Raw genomic sequence first — 24,010 nt, 5'->3', positions numbered from 1 at the left:
CTTGTTTCAGGTTGAGCCGCGTTCGATCAAGCTGAAGGGCATCTCGAGCGCGGTGCCGGCGCCGGGCGTGGAGCCGCGCAGCCGTTCCATCAGGATCTGTGCGGCCTTGATGCCGATGTCGCCCTGGAATTGGGAAACCGTGGTGAGCGACGGCGTGACCAGTCGTGCCGCTGAAATATCGTCGAAGCCTGCGACGGCGATATGCCCCGGAATAGCGATGCCGCGCTCGCGCAGCGCCTGCATCACACCGATGGCCATGAGATCGTTGGCAGCGAAGATCGCCGTCGGCGCATAGCCGCTGGCAAGCACCGTCTCGGCCGCCCGGGCTCCGCCGGTTTCGCTGAATTCTTCGTCGATCACGATATGGGGCGTGCCACCGGCCTCGGTGAGCGCGGTGCGGTAGCCTTCGACCCGAACGCCCTGGGGGCCGCCCCGGCCGGCGACCATGGCGATGCGGCGATGGCCCCGGCCGATGAGAAACTGTGTTACCGCAAGGGCGGCGGCGTAGCTGTCGATAAAAATATCGTCGATGGCGATATCGCCGCCGCGTTTCTTGCTCGATTCGATGCGCACCACCGGCACGCCCGCATCGACCAGCGGCTTGAAGTCGCCGGCGCGCAACGTGAAGAACACGCCTATCACACCGTCCACGCGCCCCTGCCTGGACCAGTCGAGAAAATGGCGCTCCCGCTCGGGCGACCCATCGGTGCTGACCGCGATCACGTCATAGTTGAGATCCTCGGCCACCGACTGGATGCCGCGCATCAATGCCGGATAGAAGGGGTTGGTGATGTCGGGCACGATGCAGGCGATGGTCATGGTGCGATTGGTCTTGAGCGCCTGCGCGAACCGATTGGGCGTATAGCCGAGCTTCGCCGCCGCATTGGTGATCCGCTGCCAGGTCTCGGACGACAGCGCCGGAGACCCGCCGCCGCTCATCACCATCGACACGCTGGCCTGCGACACACCGGCCAGCCGTGCGACGTCTTTCTGTGTGGCCCGGCCCGTACGCAAGTGAAACTCGTCCCTTATACGTAACAATAAGCTCCTAATACGTATTAAAGTGCATCGGATCGGGCGTCAAGGCGAAGTTTTGCGTTCAACCGCCGAGGTTTGCCGATGCATCCGAGAGGGCTGATCGCGCTATCGAGAGCCTCGAGCCGGCGTCTTCGGGCCTATATTTCGCTCCGACGTGCGGGGCTTAATGATCCTCGTGGGCAACGAAAAAAGACATTCGTTGTCCAGTGGACGCATAGCTTGATTCTTGACCGACCTGTCGCACTGCGAAGCGAAGGTTTACGAAGCGAGTAACAGGCTCGTGACGGTACGGGGAAGCTTCAGCGCCGCCTCCACTCGGGCCTATTGAGGGCTGTCGTAGCAACCCGGCTCGCGCCCCTATTCAGTGTTGCGAATGCTGCAGTGTAGGTTCGTCCAAGTTCGACCGCTTATTCCGGCGCCGTTGCGCGTTATCATTTTGCGTTCGCCGCATCCTCGATCAGAGCAGCCACTTCCCGAGCGTGGGAGACCATAACCAAATGGGAAGCGCCTGGGACGACCACTGTTTTCCGCGCATGGGCACGGCCAGCCATGAAAGCCATCGCGACCGGCGGAATGTTGCGGTCTGCAGCCCCGTAAATCGACCAGGACGGCAGGGTCTTCCACGCCGCACGAACTGCGCGGTCGGCCAGGGCGGCCTGATTCACCGGTCGTTGCGCCGCAGCCATCAGCCGCGCGTCCACCTCGGGGAGGTCGGCAGCGAACTGCGCATGGAATTTGTCCTGCTGGATGTACAAATCCTGCTCACCGTTTGCCAGATTGACTGGGGGCGCAAGGGTGGGCCCGAGCGTGCTTCCCGGAAATTTGTCAGTCAGCTCGAGACTGCTCTCACCAACGTCGGGCTCAAAGGCAGCAACATAGACGAGTGCCTTCACGTTGGGTAACTGGCCCGCCATATCGGAGATCACCGTCCCAGCGTAAGAGTGGCCCACAAGAATGACCGGTCCCTTTACCGAACCAACGACGCTTGCGACATGAGCCGCGTCTCCAGAGACGCTTCGCAAAGGATTGGCCGCCGCGATCACTGTGAATCCATCTTGCGTCAGATCCGCGATCACGCCGTTCCAGCTGGCGGACTCCGCGAATGCGCCGTGGACCAAGACGATGGTGGGCTTCGGCTCGCCGGCGAGGGCGGCAGTGGCGCCGGCCAGACTAAATGCCCCAACGATCGCACCAATATTGACGAAGCTGCACATGACCCAACCTTTCTGATAAATGTCTCACCATCAGAACCGCTGAGCGGCGCCAAATCTATCGCACCAAAGTGTCGCCGATACCTTGGTGTTGGTGTGCTCAGTTGGATGGCAGGATCGGACTCGCGTAGCAGCCCTTTTGCCGTGCCTGGTTCTCAACATTGAAACACGTGAACCTGGCTTGAATTTCAGTGCCACTGCCGACTGCGGTCTTAAGGAGATGTGAAGACCCCGAGCTAGCCAGCGTCCGAGAAATCTCTCCTACCCAATGGCGAAAATGCGCTGCGGCGTTCGAGGAGACTTCTCTCGTTTAGGATTTTGGACGGCAACGCTCGCCGCCTCATCTCTGTGGCGATTCTTCGCGCACTGAAAGCGCTGTGGGTCGTCCCGAAACCCCTACGGCTTTCCAACACTCAATTGCCGCTCCATTGCCGCCTCAGCTTCGAGGCTCTCGATGTCGCGGAAGATCGATGCAACGGCCACCGTACGGCCTGCGCGCTTGAAGCGCAGCAGGCAGTCTTTTGCGCCAATGTCTCCATCAACTACGATCTCGTCCCATCGCTCGGCGTGACCTACGTAGTTGATCGGGACGTCGTAATGCTGACTCCAAAAGAACGGCACTGCGAGGAATTTCTCGCGATGGCCGAGCATATTGAGTGCTGCAGTTTGCCCTTGTCTCTCTGCCACCACCCAATGCTCGACACGAATATTCTCGCCACTATGCGGATCTGGCCACCGCGCAATGTCGCCTGCCGCGAAGATCCCAGGTGCGCTCGTCTCCAGAAAAGCATTTACTGCGACACCGCGATCGATGTTGAGCCCGGCCTTTTCGGCGAGCCCGATCCGGGGTCGCACGCCGATGCCGGCGACGACGAAATCCGCCTCAAGCGTATTTCCGCTGTTGAGTTTCAGCTTCTTGCCATCGATGCTGATCGCGGTGTCCTCGAGATGGAATACGACACCATTCTCCTCGTGGAGGGCGCGGATGAAGTCGCCCATTTGCGAACCAAGAATTCGTTCCATGGGGCGTTTATCCGGCGCCACGACATGAATTTCGATACCGCGCGAGCGCAGGGCCGAGGCAACTTCCAGGCCAATGAAACTGGCGCCGAGCACGACAGCGCGGCGCGCGCTCGATGCGTGCTCGATGATGGCCTTGCAATCTGCGAACGACCGGAGCGTGTGAACGTGTGGCTGGTCTGCGCCGGCTATGCCCAGGTGAACCGGCTCGGCTCCGGTCGCAAGCAGTAGCCTGTCGTAAGGTGTCCGGGTCCCGTCCGCGAGTACAACCTCGCGAGAGCGTGCATCGATGCTGGCGACTTCCGCATTGAGACGCAGGTCGATATCGTTCTTTGCGTAAAAGCTTTCGTCGCGAAGCGGAACCCAATCTTCCGGCGCTTTGCCAGCCAGATAGTCCTTGGAAAGATTAGGCCGATCAACCGGCGGCGCGTCGTCGTTGCTTAGCATGACGATACTGCCTTGGTAGTGTTCGCGTCGCAGTTTTTCGGCTGCTGCAAAACCGGCCGCGCCCCCGCCGACAATGACGATCTTCCCGGGAGCCTGGCTGGAGCCTCCTGCGCGCTGCTTCGGTGTCGTCCGTTTTTGTTTCTCTCTTACGAATATCCGATCATCGCGCAGCTCCACCGACCAGCAAGTGAGTGGATTGAAGGCAGGCGCGCGCAAGGCTTCGCCCGTGCGCAAGTCGAAACAGGCGTGATGCCAAGGGCACCGAACCGTGTTCTCAACCACCAGACCATCAACGAGTGGCCCGCCGTAGTGGGTGCATTTCGCCCCGACGGCGAAGACCTCAGTCCCACGGCGTACCAACAACACCTGTTCACCGCCAGAATGGCCGACGAGATTTCCGCCGTCGGGAAGGTCGGATAAGGCGATGCCGTTGGCCAGATCCGGTCCATTCGGTTTGATATGATCGTCAGCCATCTTCTTCTCCCTTGCCGATGCAATATTGAAATCGTCTCCGACATCGCCTGCCTCCAACCCTTGGCCAGGCGGGCGGAGCGGACAGTCAGGCTCGCCTGTTTCTCCGTCCCGGCCAACATACTGCGGATTTTACGGCGGTCATTGGACCGCCGGTCCATGGCCAGCGGCCCGGCAGGAACGAGTCAGCGCCGCTGCTTTGATTTCTTTACTCAACATAAATCCATTTCGGAAAATCGACGTCACCGCCGAATTATCATTTCGCGGCTATCAGACCCGCGCTGCCCCGCAAAATCCATTGGACCCAGGTATCGCCGATACCTTTGTTCCGGCGACGACGTGGGTACGCCGCCATTGGCGCTGTCCTGCCGCGAGCGCCTCCGCATCAGCGTGGCGGATCCTCGGCTTGCCGAGAGATCCGCTTGACGCCGGAGCATACCAACGTATCGGCGATACCAACGTTCAATAGAGCCTACCGGTACTTACTGGCCTCATGGGCTGATGCTGTCTCGACGCGAGCAGCTTTGGTCAGGTTATGAGGAGGTACAGATGTCATCATTATCTTCAATGTCCACCCGTCGGGAAGTTCTCGCGGCATCCGCCGCAGGGGCTATTGCACTAGTTACCTCGCCGGGTGTCGCCGGAGCGATTTCGACGAGTGGCGGAACTGCTGCCATTCGTCCATTCCGCGTCCAAGTTGCAGACGCGGATCTCGTCGACCTCAAGCACCGTCTCAAAGCCACGCGTTGGCCCGAGCGCGAGACGGTGAAAGATACCAGTCAGGGCGTTCGGCTCGCGACAATGCGGGCTCTCGCGCATTACTGGGAGACCGAATATGATTGGCGCAAATGCGAGACTTATCTGAACGGTTTGCCGCAGTTCGTTACTGAGATTGATGGGCTTGATATCCACTTCATCCACATTCGCTCGAAGCATGCGAACGCGCTGCCGATCATCGTAACCCATGGATGGCCCGGCTCCATTATTGAGCAGTTGAAGATCATCGGTCCTCTGACAGATCCGACGGCCCATGGGGGTAGTGCTGCCGACGCCTTCGACCTGGTGATCCCCTCGCTCCCGGGGCATGGGTTTTCAGGAAAGCCGACGGCGCCTGGCTGGGATCCGATCCGGATCGCGCGGGCCTGGGGCGAGCTGATGATCCGCCTCGGGTACACGCGGTATGTAGCGCAGGGTGGCGATTGGGGGAATGCCGTTACCGAGCAGATGGCCCTCCAGATGCCGTCTGGTCTTGTCGGGATCCACACGAACATGCCAGCCACGTTGCCGGATCAAGTGTCGAGCGCGCTCGCCACGGGCGGCCCTGCGCCCTCCGATCTGTCCGCCGACGAACGCTATGCTTGGGATCAACTCGACTTCTTTTGGAAGCATGGGTTGGCCTACGCGCAAGAGATGGCGAACCGACCGCAGACGCTGTACGCCCTGGCCGATTCACCTATTGGGCTGGCAGCCTGGATGCTCGACCACGATGCACGCAGCTACGACCTGATCGCTCGCGTCTTCGACGGAAAGTCCGAAGGTCTGTCCAAGGAAGACGTCGTCGACAACATCGCGCTCTACTGGCTGACCAATACCGCGGTCTCATCGGCGCGCCTCTACTGGGAAAGCAAGCTGGCCTTCTTCGCGCCAAAAGGCGTGCCTCTCCCCACCGCAGTGAGTGCGTTTCCGGACGAGATCTACACGGCGCCGCGGAGTTGGACCGAGAAGGCATATCCCAAGCTGATCTACTACAATCGTCTCCCGAAAGGTGGTCACTTCGCAGCTTGGGAACAGCCGCAGGTTTTCGCCAATGAGCTTCGGGCCGCATTCGGGTCGTTGCGTAGCGCCTGATCCTGCCCGTGTAGAGAACTGCTCCGGTCCTCCAATTTCAGGGCCGTTTGGCGCCGTGGCCGTTCCACTTTGGTGGGGCGAGCACGGCGCCTCCTTACGTGTGTATGCTCGCCGTTGCTGGCTGGTCTTGGTCCACTCTCCGATCAAGCGACGCCAATCGCCAGCCGACGACTTGCATGGATGATGAGCTACCTCCCTGCGCCCTGGCATCACGGGTCGTAAAGCGGGGGCTGAGTTTCGCCGAGCTGATCCACGTTGTCGTGCATCGGTGGCCCGGCTGGGAAGTTTAGGAGCAATCCATCACTCGTCGGATCGCAAGCGCAGTCGCGGCGGGCGGAACAAGCGATTGAACGGCTGACATGCACCCGACATACGTGCGGGTGATCTTCCAGTCATTCCTGTTCGCGAAGCGTTTGAGCGCGAGTCTTTCCGTAGGGGTAGAAGAGCTCCTTACGACCCGCCTGCCACGCGTTCCTGAGGTCCGGCGTGGTGATATCCCAATCCGGCCGGCATTTCATCGTAACCGCACGCATGTCCTGTCGCAGTTCTTCCACGGTGGGTCGCCCGAAGAACCAATACCCGTTGTAGATCTTGTAAACGATCAGCCCCGGTTCCATGACGATAACGTGAGGGATCATGGGGTTGTGCGCGGGATCCGTGTACTCGGCAATATCGAGGTCCTGCTGTACAACGCGCCGCGGGTCCGAGAGAAAAGACCAATGGGCGCCTACCCCGGAACGATATTCGTTCGTCTCCAGAAGATTGTCCGTCGTGATGGTTACAAGCCGGCAGTAACCCACTTCCATTTCACGATGCAGCTGGACCAGCCCTTCCGCCTGCCGGCGATCCCTGGGGCAATAGCCACCCCTGCCGAGAACAAGGACCAGAGGGTCGCTTCCCTGCAACTCGGAAAGCCTGCGCCGTGCAGCGGTGTGATCCGAAAGCTCATAGTCCGGGAAAATAGAGCCAGGTACGACATTGGACCGCATGTTCATCCTCGCTGACAAGTCGCAAAACTCGAGTCACCAAACTTGTAGACAAAGGAGATTACAAAGCGGGAGCGGGATCAAATCTATTTATACGTTAGTGTTGCCGATACCATTGAATGAGGTGGTGATCGTAACATGGAAGCTTCTGGTACGAAATATGGTCTTAGCAATACGACCTCCAATGGTGGCCGCCCGCGATCAGCCACAAAATCCACACCTTGTCACCGCGTCAGCGCAGAGGCCTTTAGATGGATGCGAAGACGCCGCAGATTCGCCTCTCTCCATTCTCACCGTCGTGTTAGGGAGCGACTTTTCACAGCCCGCTCTCAATGTAATGGAGCCGGAAGTCGTTGGGAATTCGGACAGGTCGTGACGGCCTTGGAGGGTGATGCTCAGATCGTATGGTCATCGGCATTGCCGGCGAGGGGTAGTTCCTCTCGCAGGCCGATCTTATCGCCAGATCGGGACGGTCCCAACTGGTCTAAAATCCCCTCTGCATGCCGGCGCCGCCTGGCGTCGGCACGCGTCCATCAACTTGGGATGTCCGATCCTCCAGGAATTCGGGAATTGAAAAGCAAACGGTTACGCCTGAGCCATCATTCGCCTCTGCCCAAATGCGGCCGCGATGGTTCTCGATGATTGAACGACTAACCGAAAGCCCTATGCCCATGCCGTCGGCTTTGGTGGTGTAAAAGGCTTCAAAAATTTGCTCCATGTCCTGAGCGCCGAAGCCAATACCGGCATCTTCTACGGAAAGCCGGATGTTGCCGTCTTCGCCAAGCTCGGTCGCGATGACCACCCGCCTCGGGCGATCACTGACGGTCATCACGGCGTCTATCGCGTTGCGCAGCAAGTTCATGATGACCTGTTGAAGTTGGACACGATCGCCGGCCGCCATTGGGAGTCCGGTGGCAAGTTTAGTAATAAGTGATATGCTGTTTCGCTGAAGTTCTCCCAAGGACAACGCAATCACTTCGCGGATCGCCTCATTCAGATCCACGGGTTCCATGACGGCCGCTCGCTTGCTAAAGAGCGCTCGCAGTCGCGTTATCACGTCGGCCGCACGATTGCCGTCGCGGATGGTCCGGCGTGCCGTTTCGCGAGCGCCATTTATGTTTGGTGGGTCGTCGGCCAGCATCCGCAGACAGGTTCCGGCATTCGTAATGATGCCAGCCAGTGGCTGGTTGACCTCGTGTGCAATAGATGCGGTCAGGGCGCCCAGGCTCATGATCCGCATAGCCAATCCAAGCTCTGTTCGCACCTTCTCAAGCGCCTCTTCAGAGAGCCTACGTTGTGTGATGTCGAGGACCGCGCCAATATACTCCATCGCGCCAATCGAGTTTCGCACGCCATGTGCAATGAGGTGCAGGTGTTTGATAGACCGGTCGGACGTGATGATCCGGTGCCGGTATTCCAGGTCATTCTCACCGCGCTCTGCCCGTTCAACCATATCGCCTAGCATTGGCATGTCCTCGGGATGGAAGCGGCTCGCGATCAGCTGGAAAGTCACATGAAGGCCCGGCTGCAGATCAAAGATACGATAGAGCTGCTCCGACCACACCATCTCCGCTTTCGAGACATCCCAGGAGAAACTCCCCATTCGTGCAAGATTCTGACCCTCGGCTAGAAACGCCTCGCTGCGCCGGAGCTCTTCTTCGGCGCGTTTACGATCGTCGATGTCGGTCATCAGCACGTACCACCGGACGATGCATCCATTGCTGGCTCGAAGTGGCTGGCCTCGGAGCTGGAACCAGCGATAGGTGCCGTCGAAACGTCGAAGCCGGGTTTCAAAGTCAATCCCCCGACCAGTCCCGAGCGACTGCGTTAGAGCGTCAATGTGGCGGCTGAGATCATCCGGATGGACCGTGCCGTTGGTCGCCCAGTGCGCGAATTCTTCCAGGGTCTGGCCAAGATACTCGAGAAATTGCTCGTTGAGACTTTCCGGTTCGCCATCTTCGTCAAAAATAGCCACGAGACCCGGAATCGTATTGACGATAAGCCGTGACTGGCGCTCGCTCTCAACCAGCGCTTGCTCCGCGCGTTTTCGATCGTCAATCTCAACGTTCGTCCCATACCATCTGACGATGTTTCCGGCTTCGTCGCGCAAAGTGTCGCCGAGAAAGAGGAACCACCGATACTCGCCATCGAAACGGCGCATGCGCGCTTCGGTTTCACCTGGACTGCCTGATGCGAGGGATGCCTTCCAAAATCGCACAAGCTCGTCAAAGTCATCTGGATGGATTGCAACCCGCCAGCCCCATCCCTCCGCCTGCTCCATCGAGAGACCGGTGAAGTCAAGCCAGCGATCGTGAAGGAAGTCGCAGTAGCCGTCCGGACGGGTAGACCATATAGCTGTCGGAATCGTGTTGATAATCTGTCTCAGGTTGCGCTCACTCTCGCGCAGTGCCTGGTCCGCTCGTTTGCGGTCCTCTATGTCGACATTCGTCCCGTACCATCTGATTATGGTACCCGCCTCATCTCGCAACGGGTTAGCGAGAAACAGGAACCATCGGTACTCTCCATCGTATCGACGAATGCGGGCTTCCGTCGAGACTGGTGTGCCGGATGCGAGGCACGATTGCCAATACTCGGCCAGACNTATCGACGAATGCGGGCTTCCGTCGAGACTGGTGTGCCGGATGCGAGGCACGATTGCCAATACTCGGCCAGACCACTGGCGTCATCCGGATGAATTGCGGCCGCCCAGGCCCATCCCACCGCCTGGTCTTCTGTGAATCCCGCATAGTCGAGCCAGCGGTCATTGAGGAAGTCGCAATACCCGTCCGGCAGGGTAGACCATGCGGATGTCGGAATCGTATTGATGATCTTGCGGAGATTGACTTCGCTGTCCCGCAGCGCCTGGTCTGCGCGTTTGCGATCTTCTATGTCCACATTCGTCCCGTACCATCTGATTATGGTACCAGCCTCATCTCGCAACGGATTAGCGAGAAACAGGAACCATCGATACTCTCCATCGAATCGACGAATGCGGGCTTCCGTCGAGACTGGTGTGCCGGATGCGAGGCACGATTGCCAATACTCGGCCAGACCACTGGCGTCATCCGGATGAATTGCGGCCGCCCAAGCCCATCCCACGGCCTGGTCGGATGTGAACCCCGCATAGTCGAGCCAGCGGTCGTTGAGGAAGTCGCAATACCCGTCCGGCAGGGTAGACCATGCGGATGTGGGGATCGTATTGATGATCTTTCGGAGATTGACCTCGCTCTCCCGCAGTGCCTCTTCGGCTTGCTTCCTCTCGTCGATATCAATGTGCAGGGAGTACCAGCGCATGATGCGCCCATTTCGATCCTCGAGTGGAAGCCCTCTAATCTGAAACCAACGGTACTTGTTGTCGGCGCCGAGAAGTCGCGCCTCGACTTCATAAGGCATCCCCGCCTTTATCGAATATCTGAAAGATTCGACGACGCGCTGAATATCCGCGGGGTGAACCGTCTCCGCTGTTCCCCATCCCTTTAGTTCATCCTTAGGTTTGCCGAAGTATCCAGCGATATAGCTGTTTACGGCTTCGATCTCGCCGGTCGGCGTCAAAACAGCAATTCCGGCCGGAATGCTGTCCGCTATCAGTTTGGCGTCGTCTTCATTTTCGCGGACGGCCACTTCAGATGGCTCTTCAGCCGCGATCTCATAGGATTCCTTGGCCAGACGTCTCCTGTCACTCGACAGTTTCAGCTCCTGTAACCTCACGCCCGCTTGGTTTGCGGCTACGTTCAGAACAAGGCTGTCGGTCTGCAGTGGAAAATCGACCCTTCTTGACCCTGTGAACAAAACTCCGATGTCGGCGAGTATCCCCAGCCGCAAGGCCGCGACCGATATAGGAACGTCTCCTTGAAAGCTGTTCAGCAATGGCCAGTCAGCCAGATCAACCTCGTTTAGTCCGTGAAACTCACGGATGATCGCTTCGGGTGAGACGGCAAATTGCTGGCCTGCACGGGCCACTTCGACGGGTTCCTCGTACGACGATTGGTTCAGTCGAATGTAAGCAAAATCGAGCCTCAGCATATCGACGAGCGTATCGAGCAATTTGCAAACGACTTCGGAAGCCATGTCGCCGCTTAGCAAGATGGGAACCTCAACCAACCTGGCTAGGTTATTCATGCACCGATACAGACGCTCAGTTTCCGCGCTAGCGCCCTCGCGTTGACGTCCCATGTTAAACTGTGATCTCCGAAAAAGCCCCTGCCGGCGACGTTTGTGTCGGTGCCCCGTCGTATCATGTACCCGCCCTCCCAAGATGCTGGCACATACGCGCGAGCGAGTTTGCACCCACTCGGTGCGCTGGTCCATTATGCCTTGGTGTCGGCTCACCAACCAATAGCACTCAGCAACATGGAAAGATCCCGGTCGATACCAAAGTGCTATGGATTCTCTGGCTAAGCAGGGGCACCCTAACCTGTGGTGAGGACGTCATTGCAGGCGATACTGGCTATGAATGAGCGCTCTAAGCGAACTGCGAGATAATGATGACATCCGGCGCTCTCTTGGCTGAGTACAGAGAGCTTTCACTCCGCCGCCTCAAAGATGCAAACAATATGGCCATGCTATGCGGCCTACATACCGAACTCGATCAGGTTGCCGCACTATTTCTCAAAATCATTTTTACCAGACGCGGGCCCGATTGTGCGCATTTTCTGCCGGAGCGGTCTTGGGTACGTTCGGCTTACCAAGCTGGCGCGGCGGTCGCAGTCAGCATCAGCGTGCCGGCGGCGGGGCGTTTTGCCTTGACGCACTCTGCCTCTTCTTTGTGGCTTGCGTTTCTTTCGCGCAGTGTGAGAATTTCGTCGAACAGCTTTAGGGGCATGCCGCCGAGTTTGGCGGAGAATATCGGAAGCGTATGATGATGGAACGCGCAATTATCGCTGTTGTCGATGATGATGAGTCCGTGCGCGAGGCGCTTCCTGACCTCATTGGCATGTTTGGTCACGGAGCCGAAGCGTTCTCCTCCGCGGAAGAGTTCCTGGCCTCGAGACTAGTCGATCACACCAAGTGCTTGGTCCTTGACATCGCAATGCCAGGGATGTCGGGGATCGAGCTCCAACGCGAGCTGACGCAACAAGGCCGACAGATACCAATTGTTTTTATAACGGCCCATGGAGATGAGCAATTTTGCCGTCGTCTGCGCCAAAGCGGGACAATCGAATGCCTGCTGAAGCCATTCACGGACACTGCACTACTCGATGCGATCAACGCTGTAATGCGCTGACCGCCCGAGCGGACGTCGCTCATGAGCCGGTCCGCCTCCAGCCCGGATCCCAGGCCTTCGGTCTTGTCCACGGATAGTCTTCCCGACCACGATGGCCGCCCTGAAGCAGTGACGCTTCCATCATAACGCGCTGGCACCCGAACCTCGCTAGACGCCAAACGGCATGGAGCCCTCTTTTTCGATAAGGGTGTCGATCTCGCCCATCCAAAATCGACACCAACGCATAATAGACGTTCGTGTCGGCCGGGTGCATTCATGGTTCGGAGGTAGGCACGTTCCGCTAGGCGACGCTTCATGAGGAAGACCCCACATCCCATTCCTTTTGCGGGATCCCAACTTGGGGACATGCGTCATGCCTGTGCATTTTTCAACGGCGACGATGATGCCTTTCGTGTGTTGTTTCCCTTCATGCAGGATGGTTTCGCATGCGGCGACAAAATCATTCACATTGTTAATCCAGGCGAGCGCTGCAGGCATTTGCACCGACTAAGGATGGCGGGCATCGACACGACAACTGCGGAGCAAAGCGGTCAGCTTGAATTTCGCACCAACACCGAAGCCTACCTCCGGGACGGTCGGTTCGATCAAGACCGGATGCTGGAGGTGTTTGAAACGCTGGCCAGCGGGAATGCCGAGAGTGGATTTCCCCTCAGTCGCATTGTCTGCCACATGGATTGGGCCTCCGAGGTGAGGTCGCATATTGACGACCTGGTGGAGTTTGAAGCTCGGGTAAACGACGTATGGTCCCGTCACGATGACGCGGTTATCTGCGTGTACGACTTGGCAAAATTTGGTGGCGATACGGTCGTTGACATCATGCGGACCCATCCGATGATCGTCATTGGCGGCATTTTGCAACAGAATCCATTCTTTATGCCGCCTGAGGACTTCCTTCGCGAGCTCCGTCAACGGCGGCTGGGTCAGGTGTCGCCCGACAAGACGACGAGCTAGCATGGAACCTGCGCTGGCCACCCTTGGCGAAGAGATTCAACGGCTTAAGCGCTCGATGAACGATTTGGTGAGCCTGCTTGCTCTACCCGCCATTTGGGCCGGAGGAAGTCCTCCTCAGATCGTTGAGACCTTGCTTGACGTGCTTGTTGCCATGTTGCCGGTTGATTTTATTTATGTGCGTCTGTTCGACGCGGACACGGAATGGCCGATCGAGATCGCGCGGTTCGCTCATTCGATCGTCCAAGTAAAGCCGGAGGAGATTGGGCGAGCCCTTTATCAGATGTTTGGCGATGCCGCGTCGAAATGGCCGCCGAGCGGGCAGATCCATATTGGAGGCGTCGAGTTCTTCGCTGGGTTGGCGTTGCTCGGCCTGCAAGGAGAGGTCGGTGTCGTGGTCACCGGGTCGCAGAGCTCCGACTTTCCGAACCAGACCGACGGGCTTCTCTTGAAAGTTGCCGCAAATCAGGCTGTCGTTGCCCTGCAGGGGGCCCGTCAACTAGGCGAACAGAAGCGACTGGCCTCGGAACTTGACGGACGTGTTACGGAACGAACAGGTGAACTTGTCGCGGCCAATCAAACGTTGACTCAGGAAGTCGAGGACAGGCGCCGGACGGAAGAAGCACTGCGCAGAAGCGAGGAAGCCCTGGCGGCAAGTCAGCACGATCTGAAGCTGATTATCAATACAATTCCGGCCTTGGCTTGGGCGACTCGCCCAGATGGGTATACCGAGTTTCTGAGCCAGCACTACCTCGACTACGCGGGGCTTTCAGCGGAGCAGGGGCAAGGTTGGGGCTGGACGGCTGCGATCCATCCTGACGACGTAACAGGTCTGCTCGCAGCGTGGAACACCTTCTTGACTTCGGGTGAAGGAGGGGAGGCTGAAGCTCGGTTGCGTGGATCTGATGGGAGTTATCGGTGGTTTCTGCTCCGCGCCAATCCGACGCGGGATGAACGCGGCGACGTCGTGAAATGGTATGGGGTGAACGTCGACATCGATGAACGTAAACGCGCCGAGGAAAAAGCAATTGAAGCCGAACGCGAGCTTCAACGAACGGTCGACGGCATTCCAGCCCTGGTTGGGGCTTTCGCGGCCGACGGCACGCGTATTTTCATCAACGAGCGCGGACGTGAATTTACAGGGCTCTCAACCGACGATTTGGCGGGTGGTGGCTGGAGAAGCACGATCCACCCAGATGACATCGAACTCGAAGAGCGCAAATGGTACGAATGTGTCGCGTCCGGAGAACCGTTCGAGCATGAGTACCGCGTGCGTGCAAGTGACGGGACGTATCGCTGGCACATTGCCCGTCGCGTGCCGGTCCACGACAAAGCTGGAAAAGTGATCCGATGGTACGGCATCAGTCACGATATTGAGGGTCGTAAAAGGGCGGAAGCTTTTGTCGCCAGCGAAAAGCATTTGCTGGAGATGATCGCGTCGGGCAGTTTGCTTCGGGATGTTCTCAGCGCGTTGTGCGTTTTTGTCGAAGACGCTGCCCCCGACTGCTTCTGTGACGTCCACCTGATAAATTGGAGCAGCTCGACATTCGAATATGCCGTGGCTCCTTCTTTGTCTCCCGGCTACATCGCGCCGATTGCCGGCATGCCGGTCGACGGCGATCTGTTGCCATGTGGCATAGCGGCTTATCAAAAAACGCAGGTGGTCGCAGTGGACATGGAATCCGATCCCCGCTGGTATACGTCGCCTGTGCGGCTACATGTTCTGAAGCACGGATACAGGTCAGTGTGGAGCACGCCGATTTGTTCCAGAGAGGGGCGGGTGCTTGCAACCTTTTGCATCGTCCAACGGAAGCCTGCGAGCCCTTCGCCGCACCATCAGGATCTCATCGCGCACGCCACACAGATCGCCAGCATTGCGATCGAACGTTCCCTTATAGAGGCAGCGCTCCGGCGGAGCGAAACGTTGCTTTCGGAAGCACAACGCTTAAGTTCCACCGGCGCGTTCTCCTGGCGCCTGGACACTGACGAGATCGCCTTTTCCGAGGAACTCTATCATATCTTCGAACTCGATCCGAACTCCGCTGTGACGCTTGAGCGGCTCCGTGAGCGAATCCACGCGGATGACCTCCAGTCGCTGTCTGCCCAGATGGCTCGGGTTCGCGCCGGGCAGAGTTATCTGGGCTATGAGATCCGGCTGCGGATGCCGGATAGCAGGGTCAAGTATCTACGCACCTTTGGCCGGGTTATCCGTCATCAGGATGACCGCATGGAATGCCTCACCGCGGTTCAGGACGTGACGGAGCGGCGGCAGGCTGAAGAAGCACTTGGCAGGGCCCGATCTGAACTCGCACATGTAACCAGGGTTTCGAGCCTCGGAGTCTTGACCGCTTCGATTGCCCATGAAGTCAGTCAACCGTTGTCGGGGATCATCACCAACGCCAGCACCTGCCTCCGCATGTTGGCAGCCGATCCTCCAAACATTGACGGCGCACGCGAAACCGCCCGGCGAACCATACGCGACGGCAATCTAGCCTCAGATGTAATAACGCGATTGCGCGCTCTCTTCAGCAAGCGAGCTCCTACCGTTCAGTCGGTGGATTTGAACGAGGCGGCAAGGGAGGTGATCGCCTTGTCGTCGGGTGACCTTCAGAGCAGTCGCGTGGTTCTTCAGCCTGAATTTGCGGAGGGTCTGCCGCTCGTTGCGGGAGATCGTGTCCAGCTTCAGCAGGTGATCATGAATCTGCTGCGCAACGCAGTGGACGCCATGAACGGGGTCGATGATCGCCCCAGGAAGTTAACAATCAAGACCGAGCCCGATGAAGATGATCATGTGCGCTTATCTGTACGGGATTCCGGCACGGGTTTCGGCCCAGATAATGCGGAGCGGCTCTTTGAACCTTTCTACACCACCAAGAATGAAGGCATGGGGATGGGATTGTCCGTTAGCCGTTCCATCATCGAGAGCCACTGCGGGCGTCTATGGGCAGCGGCAAATGATGGCCCGGGAGTCACGTTCACGTTTTCTGTTCCCGAATACTCCAGAGAGCGATCGTCTGTGCAGGATGTGAGTGTTGGTACGGCGTCCGCGGTCGGTGGTGTTCGAAGATCGGTGGGAGCGAGATGAAGCCTGCGGGTGCACTGGTCTCAGTTGTTGACGACGATAAATCGGTGCGCGAGTCCTTACCAGATTTGCTCAAGGAGCTGGGCTTCAGGGTGGACACGTTCGCTTCGGCAACGGAGTTTCTGGCGTCTGACAGCATCCATGAAACCAAGTGCCTGGTTCTCGATGTGACCATGCCCGTCATGACAGGCCCCGAACTGCAAGAGGAACTAGCGCGTCGCGGGCAAGAGATTCCGATCGTCTACATTACCGCGCAGCGGAGCAGCGCCATGCGGCTTCGTCTCATCGAACAGGGTGCGGTCGAGTGTTTGTTCAAGCCGTTCAGCGACAGGGCCCTTCAGGAGGCTCTCCAACTGGCGGTCTGTAAGCCTTGAAGGTGGCGATTGTTAATGCCGGTCTAGGAGGATAATTTGCCATGTACACGGGTGGAGCAGCTGAACTGGGCAGCGTCGCAATGTCGGACGAAGCATCCATCGTGTTCATTGTAGATGACGACGTCTCGGTGCGCGAATCGCTGGAGTTGCTAATCTGCTCGTCGGGTTGGCGGCCGCAGACCTTCGGTTCAGCAAAAGAATTCCTCGATCGACCACAGGTGGTGCCGGTTTCGAGCTGTCTCATCTTGGATGTCAATCTGCCGGATCTGAGTGGGCTCGACCTGCAGAGTCTGATGGCTAACGAGCGTACCCCTATGCCCATCATCTTCATAACCGGCTACGGCGACGTACCAATGACAGTCAAGGCGATGAAGGCTGGGGCTATCGAGTTTTTGACCAAACCATTCGACGACGAGGAACTTTTGAGTGCGATCAAGCTGGCACTTGAAAGAAGCAAGAGCGCGCTTGCTCTCGATTCTGAATTCCAGGCCCTCAAGGATCGCCATACGTCGCTTAGCCGTCGCGAACAAGAGGTTATGACGCTGGTTGTCTCGGGTCTATTGAACAAACAAATCGGCTTTGAGCTCGGTATCAGCGAGATCACAGTCAAGGCGCATCGTGGCCAAGCTATGCGCAAAATGCAGGCTCGCTCACTGGCCCAGCTGGTGAATATGGCGGCCCGACTGGGCATCACTCAGTAGAGACTTTTCTCCGCGCCTGGCGCCTCGATTAAAACGACATAGCGCAATGGGAAGCCCATCAATCCTAAGGTATTGACGATACCATCGTACTATGGTCGCGCGCGCGATCTTGGTACATCTATTTTGATGGGTAAGATAGACTGAAATATTAATTGAAGATCGGACTTAGGGCTGGCGGTGAGACGCCGTGGCGGGTGGTTTTGCGTATCGGGATGACTTAACGCAGCCTATGGCGCCGTTGTTTGATCATGGTGGATGTTGCGGGTTTTAACATTTGGCGAGGTAAAGTGGCTATGAAGTATTGTAAGATTCAGAAGTCGGTATTGTTGTTTTCCGTTGTCGCCGTCCTGCAAGGGCCCGCGCATGTTTTCGGAGAGGAATCAAAGTTGCCCAGTGCTGCTAGCGCACCGCCTGCAGCGACACTGAGCACAACGACGGAGAAGATCCGCCTGACACGCAAGAGCGACGCCTACTGGGAAGTCACTTTCAACAATCCTCCACTCAATATTATCGGCCCGTCCGAAGTCCGCGAGCTTGCAAAAATTGTTGGTCAGATCGAAGCCGACGGGAGGGTCAAGGTCGTGGTGTTTGACAGCGCGGTCCCGGGCTATTTCATCGCTCACTACGACCTTCTTGGTCCCCTTAAGGATTCCACCGGCATGGAGCCGGGGCCAACGGGTATGCATCCCGTGCCTGACGTCATGGTACGTATAAGCCGGCTGAAGGCTGCGACGATTGTTTCAATTCGGGGGCGGGCGAGTGGCATAGGCAGCGAGCTTTCGCTCGCGGCCGATATGCGTTTTGCAAGTCGAGAGAAAGCGGTTGTGTCGCAGTTTGAAGTCGGCGCCGGCTTTGTCCCTGGAGGCGGCCCCATGGCGCGGCTGCCTCGGCTGGTCGGCCGCGGCCGCGCCATGGAGATGTTGATCGGTGCCGAGGGCTTTGATGGCGAACTTGCCGAGCGCTACGGTTACGTGAATCGGGCGTTGCCCGATTCACAATTGGACAGTTTTGTCGACGCCTTGGCGACGCGAATTGCGTCGTTCGACGGGCAGGCGATTGCCGACGCCAAGACCCTGATCAACCAAGCTAGCCTGCCACCGGATTCTGAGATGCAGCCGGGGTGGGACGCGTTCATCACTTCCGTACAACGGCCTGCGGCCCAGGCGCGTCTCAAGGTGCTCGTCGAGGAAGGACTGCAGCGGCCCGGGAACGTCGAGAGAAACCTCAACGAATATACAGCCAAGTATCGGTAGCGGTTGCGGAGACTGGGAATCGACGGAGCAACGTCAAGGGTTGTGAAGAGGACGGACCGTGACTCGCATGCGCAAGGAGACCGACAGTCTGGGTGAGGTAGACGTCCCAGCCGACAAGCTTTGGGGAGCCCAGACGCAGAGGTCTCTCCATCATTTTTCCATCGGCAGAGATCTGATCCCGCGCGAAATGATAACAGCTTATGCGGTGCTGAAGAAAGCCGCTGCCAACGCCAATCATGCAGGCGGACGGCTCGATCCTCAAGTCCATCGACTGATTGTCCAGGCATGTGACGAGATCTTGGCGGGGCAGCATCAGGACATGTTTCCGCTCCACGTGTGGATGACGGGCAGCGGCACTCAGTTCAACATGAACGTTAATGAGGTGATTTCTAACCGGTGCTGCCAGCTGGCCGGGACCGTCCTCGGCAGTAAGACACCAGTTCATCCAAACGACCATGTCAATATGGCGCAATCGTCGAACGATTCATTTCCGTCCGCGATGAACATCGCGACCTCGACCAACGCCAAACGGCGCCTGATCCCGGCTGTCAAGCAGCTTGCGGAAGCTATCCGCTCCAAGTCCGAGGAGTGGAAAGACATCGTCAAGATCGGCCGCACCCATATGCAGGATGCAACGCCGCTGACTTTGGGCCAGGAATGGTCTGGATATGCCGAAATGCTTACCGACAACCTGGATCGGCTCGAGAGTTCACTGGGCGGCATCTATCGGCTCGCCCTCGGCGGGACGGCGGTTGGCACCGGGATCAATTCCGCACCAGGTTTCGCAGAAGCCGCCGCGTCCGAAATCGCTAGGCAAACCCAGCTTCCGTTTGTAACCGCGCCCAACAAGTTCGCTGTCCAGGGCGCGCATGATGCCCTGGTACAGTTTTCTGGCACGATGCGCACGCTGGCAACTTCACTTTACAAGATAGGCAACGACATTCGTCTCATGTCGTGCGGACCCCGAACCGGCTTTGCCGAACTTGTAATACCGCAGAACGAGCCGGGCTCCTCGATTATGCCCGGCAAAGTGAATCCCACCCAGGCCGAAGCGCTAACCATGGCTGCCGTGCAGGTGATGGCCAATGATGTTGCAGTGGGGTTCGGCGGTGCCGGCGGATATCTCGAGATGAACGTCTACAAGCCACTGATCATCCACAACATCACCCACTCGATCACGATCGTCACCGACAGCTGCACGAACTTCCGTAGGTTCCTGGTCGAGGGTACGCAGCCCAACAGGAAGAAGATTGCCCAGGATGTCCGCGATTCGCTGATGCTCGTTACCGCACTCTCGCCTGTGGTCGGCTATGACAAAGCTTCAAAGATTGCGCACTATGCGATGGACAACGATCTCACACTGAGGGCGGCTGCTCTGAAGCTCGGCCTCGTTTCCGAAGCAGTGTTCGACCGCGTGGTTGAACCAGAAATGATGGTGAGACCCTACGTCGCGACATCCGCATAGGTGAGCGTTCGCTCGTCCACACAACGTACAGGCGGCCGCTGCCGGCCTGGCCAAGGCGTTCATCACCTTCAGTTAGTTATTCCAGGAGGATATCCATGAGCACCCATCCTGTTGGCCTCGGCGAGGCCGCTCTCGCACTGCAGATCGGCGAGCCTCGGTTCAACGCAGACTGGAAAAGTCCCGGACATCGGTTCCGGCGCCTATTGTCAGAATTTATCGGTACTGCAGGATTGACGTTCGTGCTGTCAGCCGGTGCAGCCATTCTGGTTTTGCACGGCGGGATAAAGGTTGAGCCCATCGTCACTGCCTTCATCCTGTCGGCGATTTCTGCACTATGGCTGGTCGCAGCGATCTATTTTCTCGGCGACATTAGTTCGCACTTTAATCCCGCCATGACATTTGCGTTTGCCTTGCGCGGCGATATGGGTTGGCCGATGTGCGCGGCCTACGTCGTTGTGCAGCTCATTGCCGCGGCGGCGGGATCATTTCTTGCTCGTTCATTCTTCGGCATCGAAGGCAATCTCGCGGCCACGATTCCGCAACCTGAACAACTCATCCAAGCGGTGTTCTTCGAGGCCATTCTGACATTTGGAATGGTTTTGATGGTGATCTCGATGGCAAACGGCCCGAAGCTCAATGGCCAGTTTATCCCTATCGCCGTGGGTGCGTACGTGATGTCGCTAGGAACCCTGGGTGGCCCCTACGAAGGAGCGGCGATGAACCCTGCCCGTGCTTTCGGACCCGACCTGGCGCGAGGCGATCTGTCCACGTGGTGGGTCTACGTCGTGGGACCGGTCGTCGGCACGATTGTTGCCGTATTGGCTGCCAAGGTTCTCCGAGGCCCAGCCAATGCTCAGGAAGCCCAGGCGGCTATGGGAACGCCGCAGGACGAGGCCTGAGTCAGGTCGACCATTTTTTCGTCATCAGTTGAGGACACATGTCTCACCGGCGTTTCCCAGCAATAGCAGCCTAGATCCTCGATAAACCTTGGGCCGAAGATCGACGGCCAAGAACCCTCCTGGCGATGACCAGGCAAGGCGCCGCGATCAAGAACAACAGGACAAGCGCGAAGAAGGCCTCATTGAAGGAAATGGCGATCGCCTGCCTATCGAGAGCCTGCCGCAGAAGCGATAGCGCGGCCCTACCAGAGACAACACTGTCGAGGCCCCTGGCGGCAAGTTGGCCCGCCACGGCCTTCAGACGCTCTTCGAGGGAGACGTCGCCAATGGCCAGATGGGACGCCAGGATTGTCCTGTTATAGGCAAGTTGTCGATCAAGATAAGTTTGCAGCAGAGCGGTGCCCGTCAGACCACCAACCTGTTTGCCAAGAGCGAAAAGACCGATGCCGAACGGCAGGGCCTTGGCAGGAAGCCGCATTAAGGCAAACAGCGTCAGGCTGATGAACAAGAGACCCAGCCCAAAGCCGCGCAGGAGCAGTGGAAACTCCAGATCCACAGTCCCGCTGTCGCTTGTCGAACCCGACAGGAACCACATTGACGAGGCGAAAAACACGACGCCGACAGGGGCCAAAGCAAGCGGATTTATTCCGCATTTCTGAACGCCGACTCCGGCAACCAGCAGTGTGCAACCCAAGATTACTCCACTCGGCAAGAGAAGTGTTCCAGCATCTGTAGCCGTGAAAGCGAGAACGTTTAGGGCAAAGGCCGGGATGAGGAAGGCGCTGCCGGACAAGGCGAATCCGGCTACCAGACTGACGACAAGTGCGAAGCGAAAGTCGGGATCACCCAAAGGCGACGTGGGGAGGATCGAACGGTCCGATGTAAATTCAAATTCCCACAGCAGCAGGAGGATGACCGCCAGCAGGCCGCTCAGGGTGAAAAGGGTGATGTGCCCGTCGTCGAACCAATTGAACCTGCTGCCTTGCTGCGACACATACGTCAAGGATGCGGCGGCGAGTCCAGCTAGCGCGACCTGGGGATAGGGGAGGCGGATCTTGTCGCGGAACGTTTGCCTGCGGTCCGCCGCAAGCATGACCAGGGCGACGATACCCACCGGCACGTTGCTCAGGAATATCCAGTCCCATGACAAGTGGTCGACAAGCCAACCTTGCAGCGCTGGCGTCACGGTTGTCGGGGCCATGACCGAGCCAAGGGCCAAAACAGCTTGCACTATCGGTTGCTGACGGCTCGGGAAGCGCAAGAACAGCAGCGTCTGGCCTGCCACGAGCACAGTCGCGCCTGCAAAACCCTGAACGATGCGGCAGAAGTCAATCCAGGCAATATCGGCGGAAGAGATCATTGCAGCGGACGCCAACAGAAGCGCGACCGCGCCGGCGCGCAAACAGGGCGTAGGCTTCAGCGCGGCAACAAACAGCGGCGCGACCAAAAAACCGGTCAGCTTGGCCGCGAGAAAGGCGATGTCGAAAGTCGCGAATTCGTCGCTCGTGGCATGTATGTCGCCCAGCATATCCAGGCGCCCGATAGAGAGCGCCGTGCTGGCGATCGAATCCATGACGGCGGTCAGTACAACTCCGATCAAGACCAACGCGTCGCCCAGCGCTCCGGGCTTCGCCTGTCGCGGTTCGACCTGACGGCTCATTGTGCCGCACCGGGCCGCTTTCCGGCAACGTCGCCGGCCGGGTTCGACGAGGTGGTTGCGCGATCGGTTGCTCGGCCCACCCGGACAGCAATGCGAGCTGAAAGTCCAGGAACCAGCCGACCAGGCAACGGATTGTGTGTAAGTCTTATCTTGACTGGAACGCGCTGAACGACGCGGATGAAGTTACCGGTCGCATTGTCCGGTGGCAGCACGCTGAAGGCAGCTCCGCTACCCGGGGCGAAGCTGTCGACGACACCATCAATCTGAACACCAGGGTACTCGTCAATCGTCACCCGAACTGGCTGTCCGATTTCCATTCGATCTAGTTGGGTCTCCTTGAAATTGGCGACGACCCAAACATCTTGTACCGGAACGATGTCCATCGCCGGGGTGCCGGGAGTGACATACCGCCCGACGCGAACTTGCCGGTTGCCGACGACACCGTCGATTGGCGACTGGATGAGAGTGTTGGCAAGATCCATCCGGGCCAGGCTGACAGACGCTTTCGCCTGAGCCATCGCTGCCTGGGCGCCGGCAAGTTGCGCCTCGAGCACGCCAAGCCTGAGCTTCTGCGCCAGAGTATTGGCCGCCGCGGCTTTATCCGCAGCCTCGGCCTTTGCAAACCCGGTCTGCGCATCCTGGAGTTTTTGTTCGCTGGCCGTTCCGCTCTTTTGGAGCGCGGTGTAGCGGTCAAGATTGGCTCTCGCGAACAGCAGATCCGCTGAGACCGACCGCTCCTGTGCCGCCGCTTGTCCGATCAATGCATCTTGCAGTTTCTGCGTTGCTTCAATGTTTGCGATATCGGCCTGTCGCGTGGACAGAGTGGCAAGGGCTTGGTCAAGTTTCGCGCGGTAGTCACTGTCGTCGATGCGAAACAGCAAATTCCCCTTGCGAACGCCGGCGTTGTCTCCAACCGGGACTTCCACCACATAGCCGGAGAGCTTGGGCGCGATGCTCGTTATATCGCCGCGCAGATAAGCGTTGTCGGTGGTTTCCTCGAAACGGCCGTGAAAATACCATTGCCAGGCCCAGGCTGCCGACAGCGACATCGTTACAGCCGCGACCACCAGGATAGCGACCTTCCGGGCCCGACCTATCGGCGCCCGCGTTGATGCAGGCGAGGCCACAGGACCGAATGCGCGAGATGCCGCTGGTTGCGATTGGTCATCACTCCTCAACGGCGGTTGCGCGGGTACAAAGCCTTCAGCTCGGAGCATCTCAACGATCCAATCTCCAACATGTGGCTAGTCGACTTGCAAGATTGCTTGGTGGTGCCCGGGATCACCGACCAGTCGCCATGTCGGCTGCTGCTCCGGTAATCCCTTGGACCGCACCACCTTCCGGCGGGACCGCCCATAACGACGACCCGGCCTGAACCCTCGA

The 24,010-nt window shown here is 58.4% G+C and carries 18 protein-coding genes; 10 read left to right on the top strand and 8 right to left on the bottom strand.

The window, feature by feature from the left end:
• Positions 1-6: 6 nt before the first annotated feature.
• The 3 genes from X741_RS156120 to X741_RS156130 all read right to left on the bottom strand — a co-directional run bounded on the left by X741_RS156120 (position 7) and on the right by X741_RS156130 (position 4,190).
• Positions 7-1,014, bottom strand: coding sequence for a LacI family DNA-binding transcriptional regulator (locus X741_RS156120; protein ID WP_023777396.1), 1,008 nt, complete (start codon positions 1,012-1,014; stop codon positions 7-9).
• A 455-nt stretch (positions 1,015-1,469) separates the two neighbouring features.
• A complete protein-coding gene (locus tag X741_RS156125) occupies positions 1,470-2,252 on the bottom strand; it encodes an alpha/beta hydrolase (protein ID WP_023777395.1) in 783 nt (260 codons plus the stop codon).
• Positions 2,253-2,645: 393 nt separating this feature from the next.
• Complete coding sequence (locus tag X741_RS156130; protein ID WP_023777394.1) at positions 2,646-4,190, bottom strand: FAD-dependent oxidoreductase; 1,545 nt, start codon at positions 4,188-4,190, stop codon at positions 2,646-2,648.
• Between the two features lie 546 nt (positions 4,191-4,736).
• On the opposite strand from X741_RS156130, the gene X741_RS156135 reads away from it, so the two are divergent.
• On the top strand, positions 4,737-6,035 hold the full coding sequence (locus X741_RS156135; protein ID WP_023777393.1) for an epoxide hydrolase family protein: 1,299 nt from the start codon (positions 4,737-4,739) through the stop codon (positions 6,033-6,035).
• 392 nt (positions 6,036-6,427) lie between these two features.
• Here the strand turns inward: X741_RS156135 and X741_RS156140 are convergent, their stop codons facing one another.
• From X741_RS156140 to X741_RS1000000170830, 3 genes are all read right to left on the bottom strand, one after another.
• Complete coding sequence (locus tag X741_RS156140) at positions 6,428-7,024, bottom strand: redoxin domain-containing protein (RefSeq protein ID WP_013895499.1); 597 nt, start codon at positions 7,022-7,024, stop codon at positions 6,428-6,430.
• A gap of 481 nt (positions 7,025-7,505) precedes the next feature.
• The gene (locus X741_RS01000000166450) at positions 7,506-9,509 is read right to left on the bottom strand and encodes a PAS domain-containing protein (protein WP_051410435.1); all 2,004 of its coding nucleotides are present in this window, start codon (positions 9,507-9,509) and stop codon (positions 7,506-7,508) included.
• Positions 9,485-11,089 carry a PAS domain-containing protein gene (locus X741_RS1000000170830; protein ID WP_245272684.1) on the bottom strand — a complete coding sequence of 535 codons (1,605 nt, stop codon included), beginning with the start codon at positions 11,087-11,089 and terminating at the stop codon, positions 9,485-9,487. Before X741_RS1000000170830 ends, X741_RS01000000166450 begins: the two co-directional genes overlap by 25 nt.
• 434 nt (positions 11,090-11,523) lie before the next feature.
• Between X741_RS1000000170830 and X741_RS1000000169690 the strand changes: the two genes are divergently transcribed.
• The 9 genes from X741_RS1000000169690 to X741_RS0134445 all read left to right on the top strand — a co-directional run bounded on the left by X741_RS1000000169690 (position 11,524) and on the right by X741_RS0134445 (position 20,967).
• Positions 11,524-11,880 carry a hypothetical protein gene (locus tag X741_RS1000000169690; protein ID WP_156937871.1) on the top strand — a complete coding sequence of 119 codons (357 nt, stop codon included), beginning with the start codon at positions 11,524-11,526 and terminating at the stop codon, positions 11,878-11,880.
• Positions 11,877-12,245: a response regulator gene (locus X741_RS156145; protein WP_085984554.1), complete on the top strand. Its 369-nt coding sequence runs from the start codon at positions 11,877-11,879 to the stop codon at positions 12,243-12,245. Before X741_RS1000000169690 ends, X741_RS156145 begins: the two co-directional genes overlap by 4 nt.
• A 294-nt stretch (positions 12,246-12,539) precedes the next feature.
• Positions 12,540-13,196: an MEDS domain-containing protein gene (locus tag X741_RS156150; RefSeq protein WP_031249958.1), complete on the top strand. Its 657-nt coding sequence runs from the start codon at positions 12,540-12,542 to the stop codon at positions 13,194-13,196.
• A 1-nt stretch (position 13,197) separates the two neighbouring features.
• Complete coding sequence (locus tag X741_RS156155; protein ID WP_051410433.1) at positions 13,198-16,278, top strand: PAS domain-containing protein; 3,081 nt, start codon at positions 13,198-13,200, stop codon at positions 16,276-16,278.
• Positions 16,275-16,649 (top strand): response regulator, encoded by a 375-nt coding sequence (locus tag X741_RS156160; protein ID WP_023777386.1) that lies wholly within the window; start codon positions 16,275-16,277, stop codon positions 16,647-16,649. The genes X741_RS156155 and X741_RS156160 overlap by 4 nt, the downstream gene beginning before the upstream one ends.
• A 41-nt stretch (positions 16,650-16,690) precedes the next feature.
• Positions 16,691-17,350: a response regulator gene (locus X741_RS156165; protein ID WP_023777385.1), complete on the top strand. Its 660-nt coding sequence runs from the start codon at positions 16,691-16,693 to the stop codon at positions 17,348-17,350.
• Positions 17,351-17,598: 248 nt separating this feature from the next.
• Positions 17,599-18,603 (top strand): enoyl-CoA hydratase/isomerase family protein, encoded by a 1,005-nt coding sequence (locus X741_RS156170; protein WP_245272689.1) that lies wholly within the window; start codon positions 17,599-17,601, stop codon positions 18,601-18,603.
• Between the two features lie 67 nt (positions 18,604-18,670).
• The gene (gene fumC / locus X741_RS156175) at positions 18,671-20,068 is read left to right on the top strand and encodes a class II fumarate hydratase (protein ID WP_031249954.1); all 1,398 of its coding nucleotides are present in this window, start codon (positions 18,671-18,673) and stop codon (positions 20,066-20,068) included.
• Positions 20,069-20,163: 95 nt separating this feature from the next.
• The gene (locus X741_RS0134445) at positions 20,164-20,967 is read left to right on the top strand and encodes an MIP/aquaporin family protein (protein ID WP_023777382.1); all 804 of its coding nucleotides are present in this window, start codon (positions 20,164-20,166) and stop codon (positions 20,965-20,967) included.
• Positions 20,968-21,037: 70 nt separating this feature from the next.
• On the opposite strand, the gene X741_RS156180 is transcribed toward X741_RS0134445, so the two are convergent.
• Together X741_RS156180 and X741_RS156185 are read right to left on the bottom strand one after the other, a co-directional pair.
• On the bottom strand, positions 21,038-22,627 hold the full coding sequence (locus X741_RS156180) for an MFS transporter (protein ID WP_023777381.1): 1,590 nt from the start codon (positions 22,625-22,627) through the stop codon (positions 21,038-21,040).
• Positions 22,624-23,676: an HlyD family secretion protein gene (locus X741_RS156185; protein WP_245272683.1), complete on the bottom strand. Its 1,053-nt coding sequence runs from the start codon at positions 23,674-23,676 to the stop codon at positions 22,624-22,626. Before X741_RS156185 ends, X741_RS156180 begins: the two co-directional genes overlap by 4 nt.
• Positions 23,677-24,010 lie beyond the last annotated feature (334 nt).

Origin of the sequence: Mesorhizobium sp. LNHC221B00, assembly GCF_000502935.1 — a bacterium.
Lineage (GTDB): Bacteria > Pseudomonadota > Alphaproteobacteria > Rhizobiales > Rhizobiaceae > Mesorhizobium > Mesorhizobium opportunistum.
The sequence above is the reverse complement of the archived record's forward strand: the minus strand, read 5'-3'. Positions and strand labels throughout refer to the sequence as shown.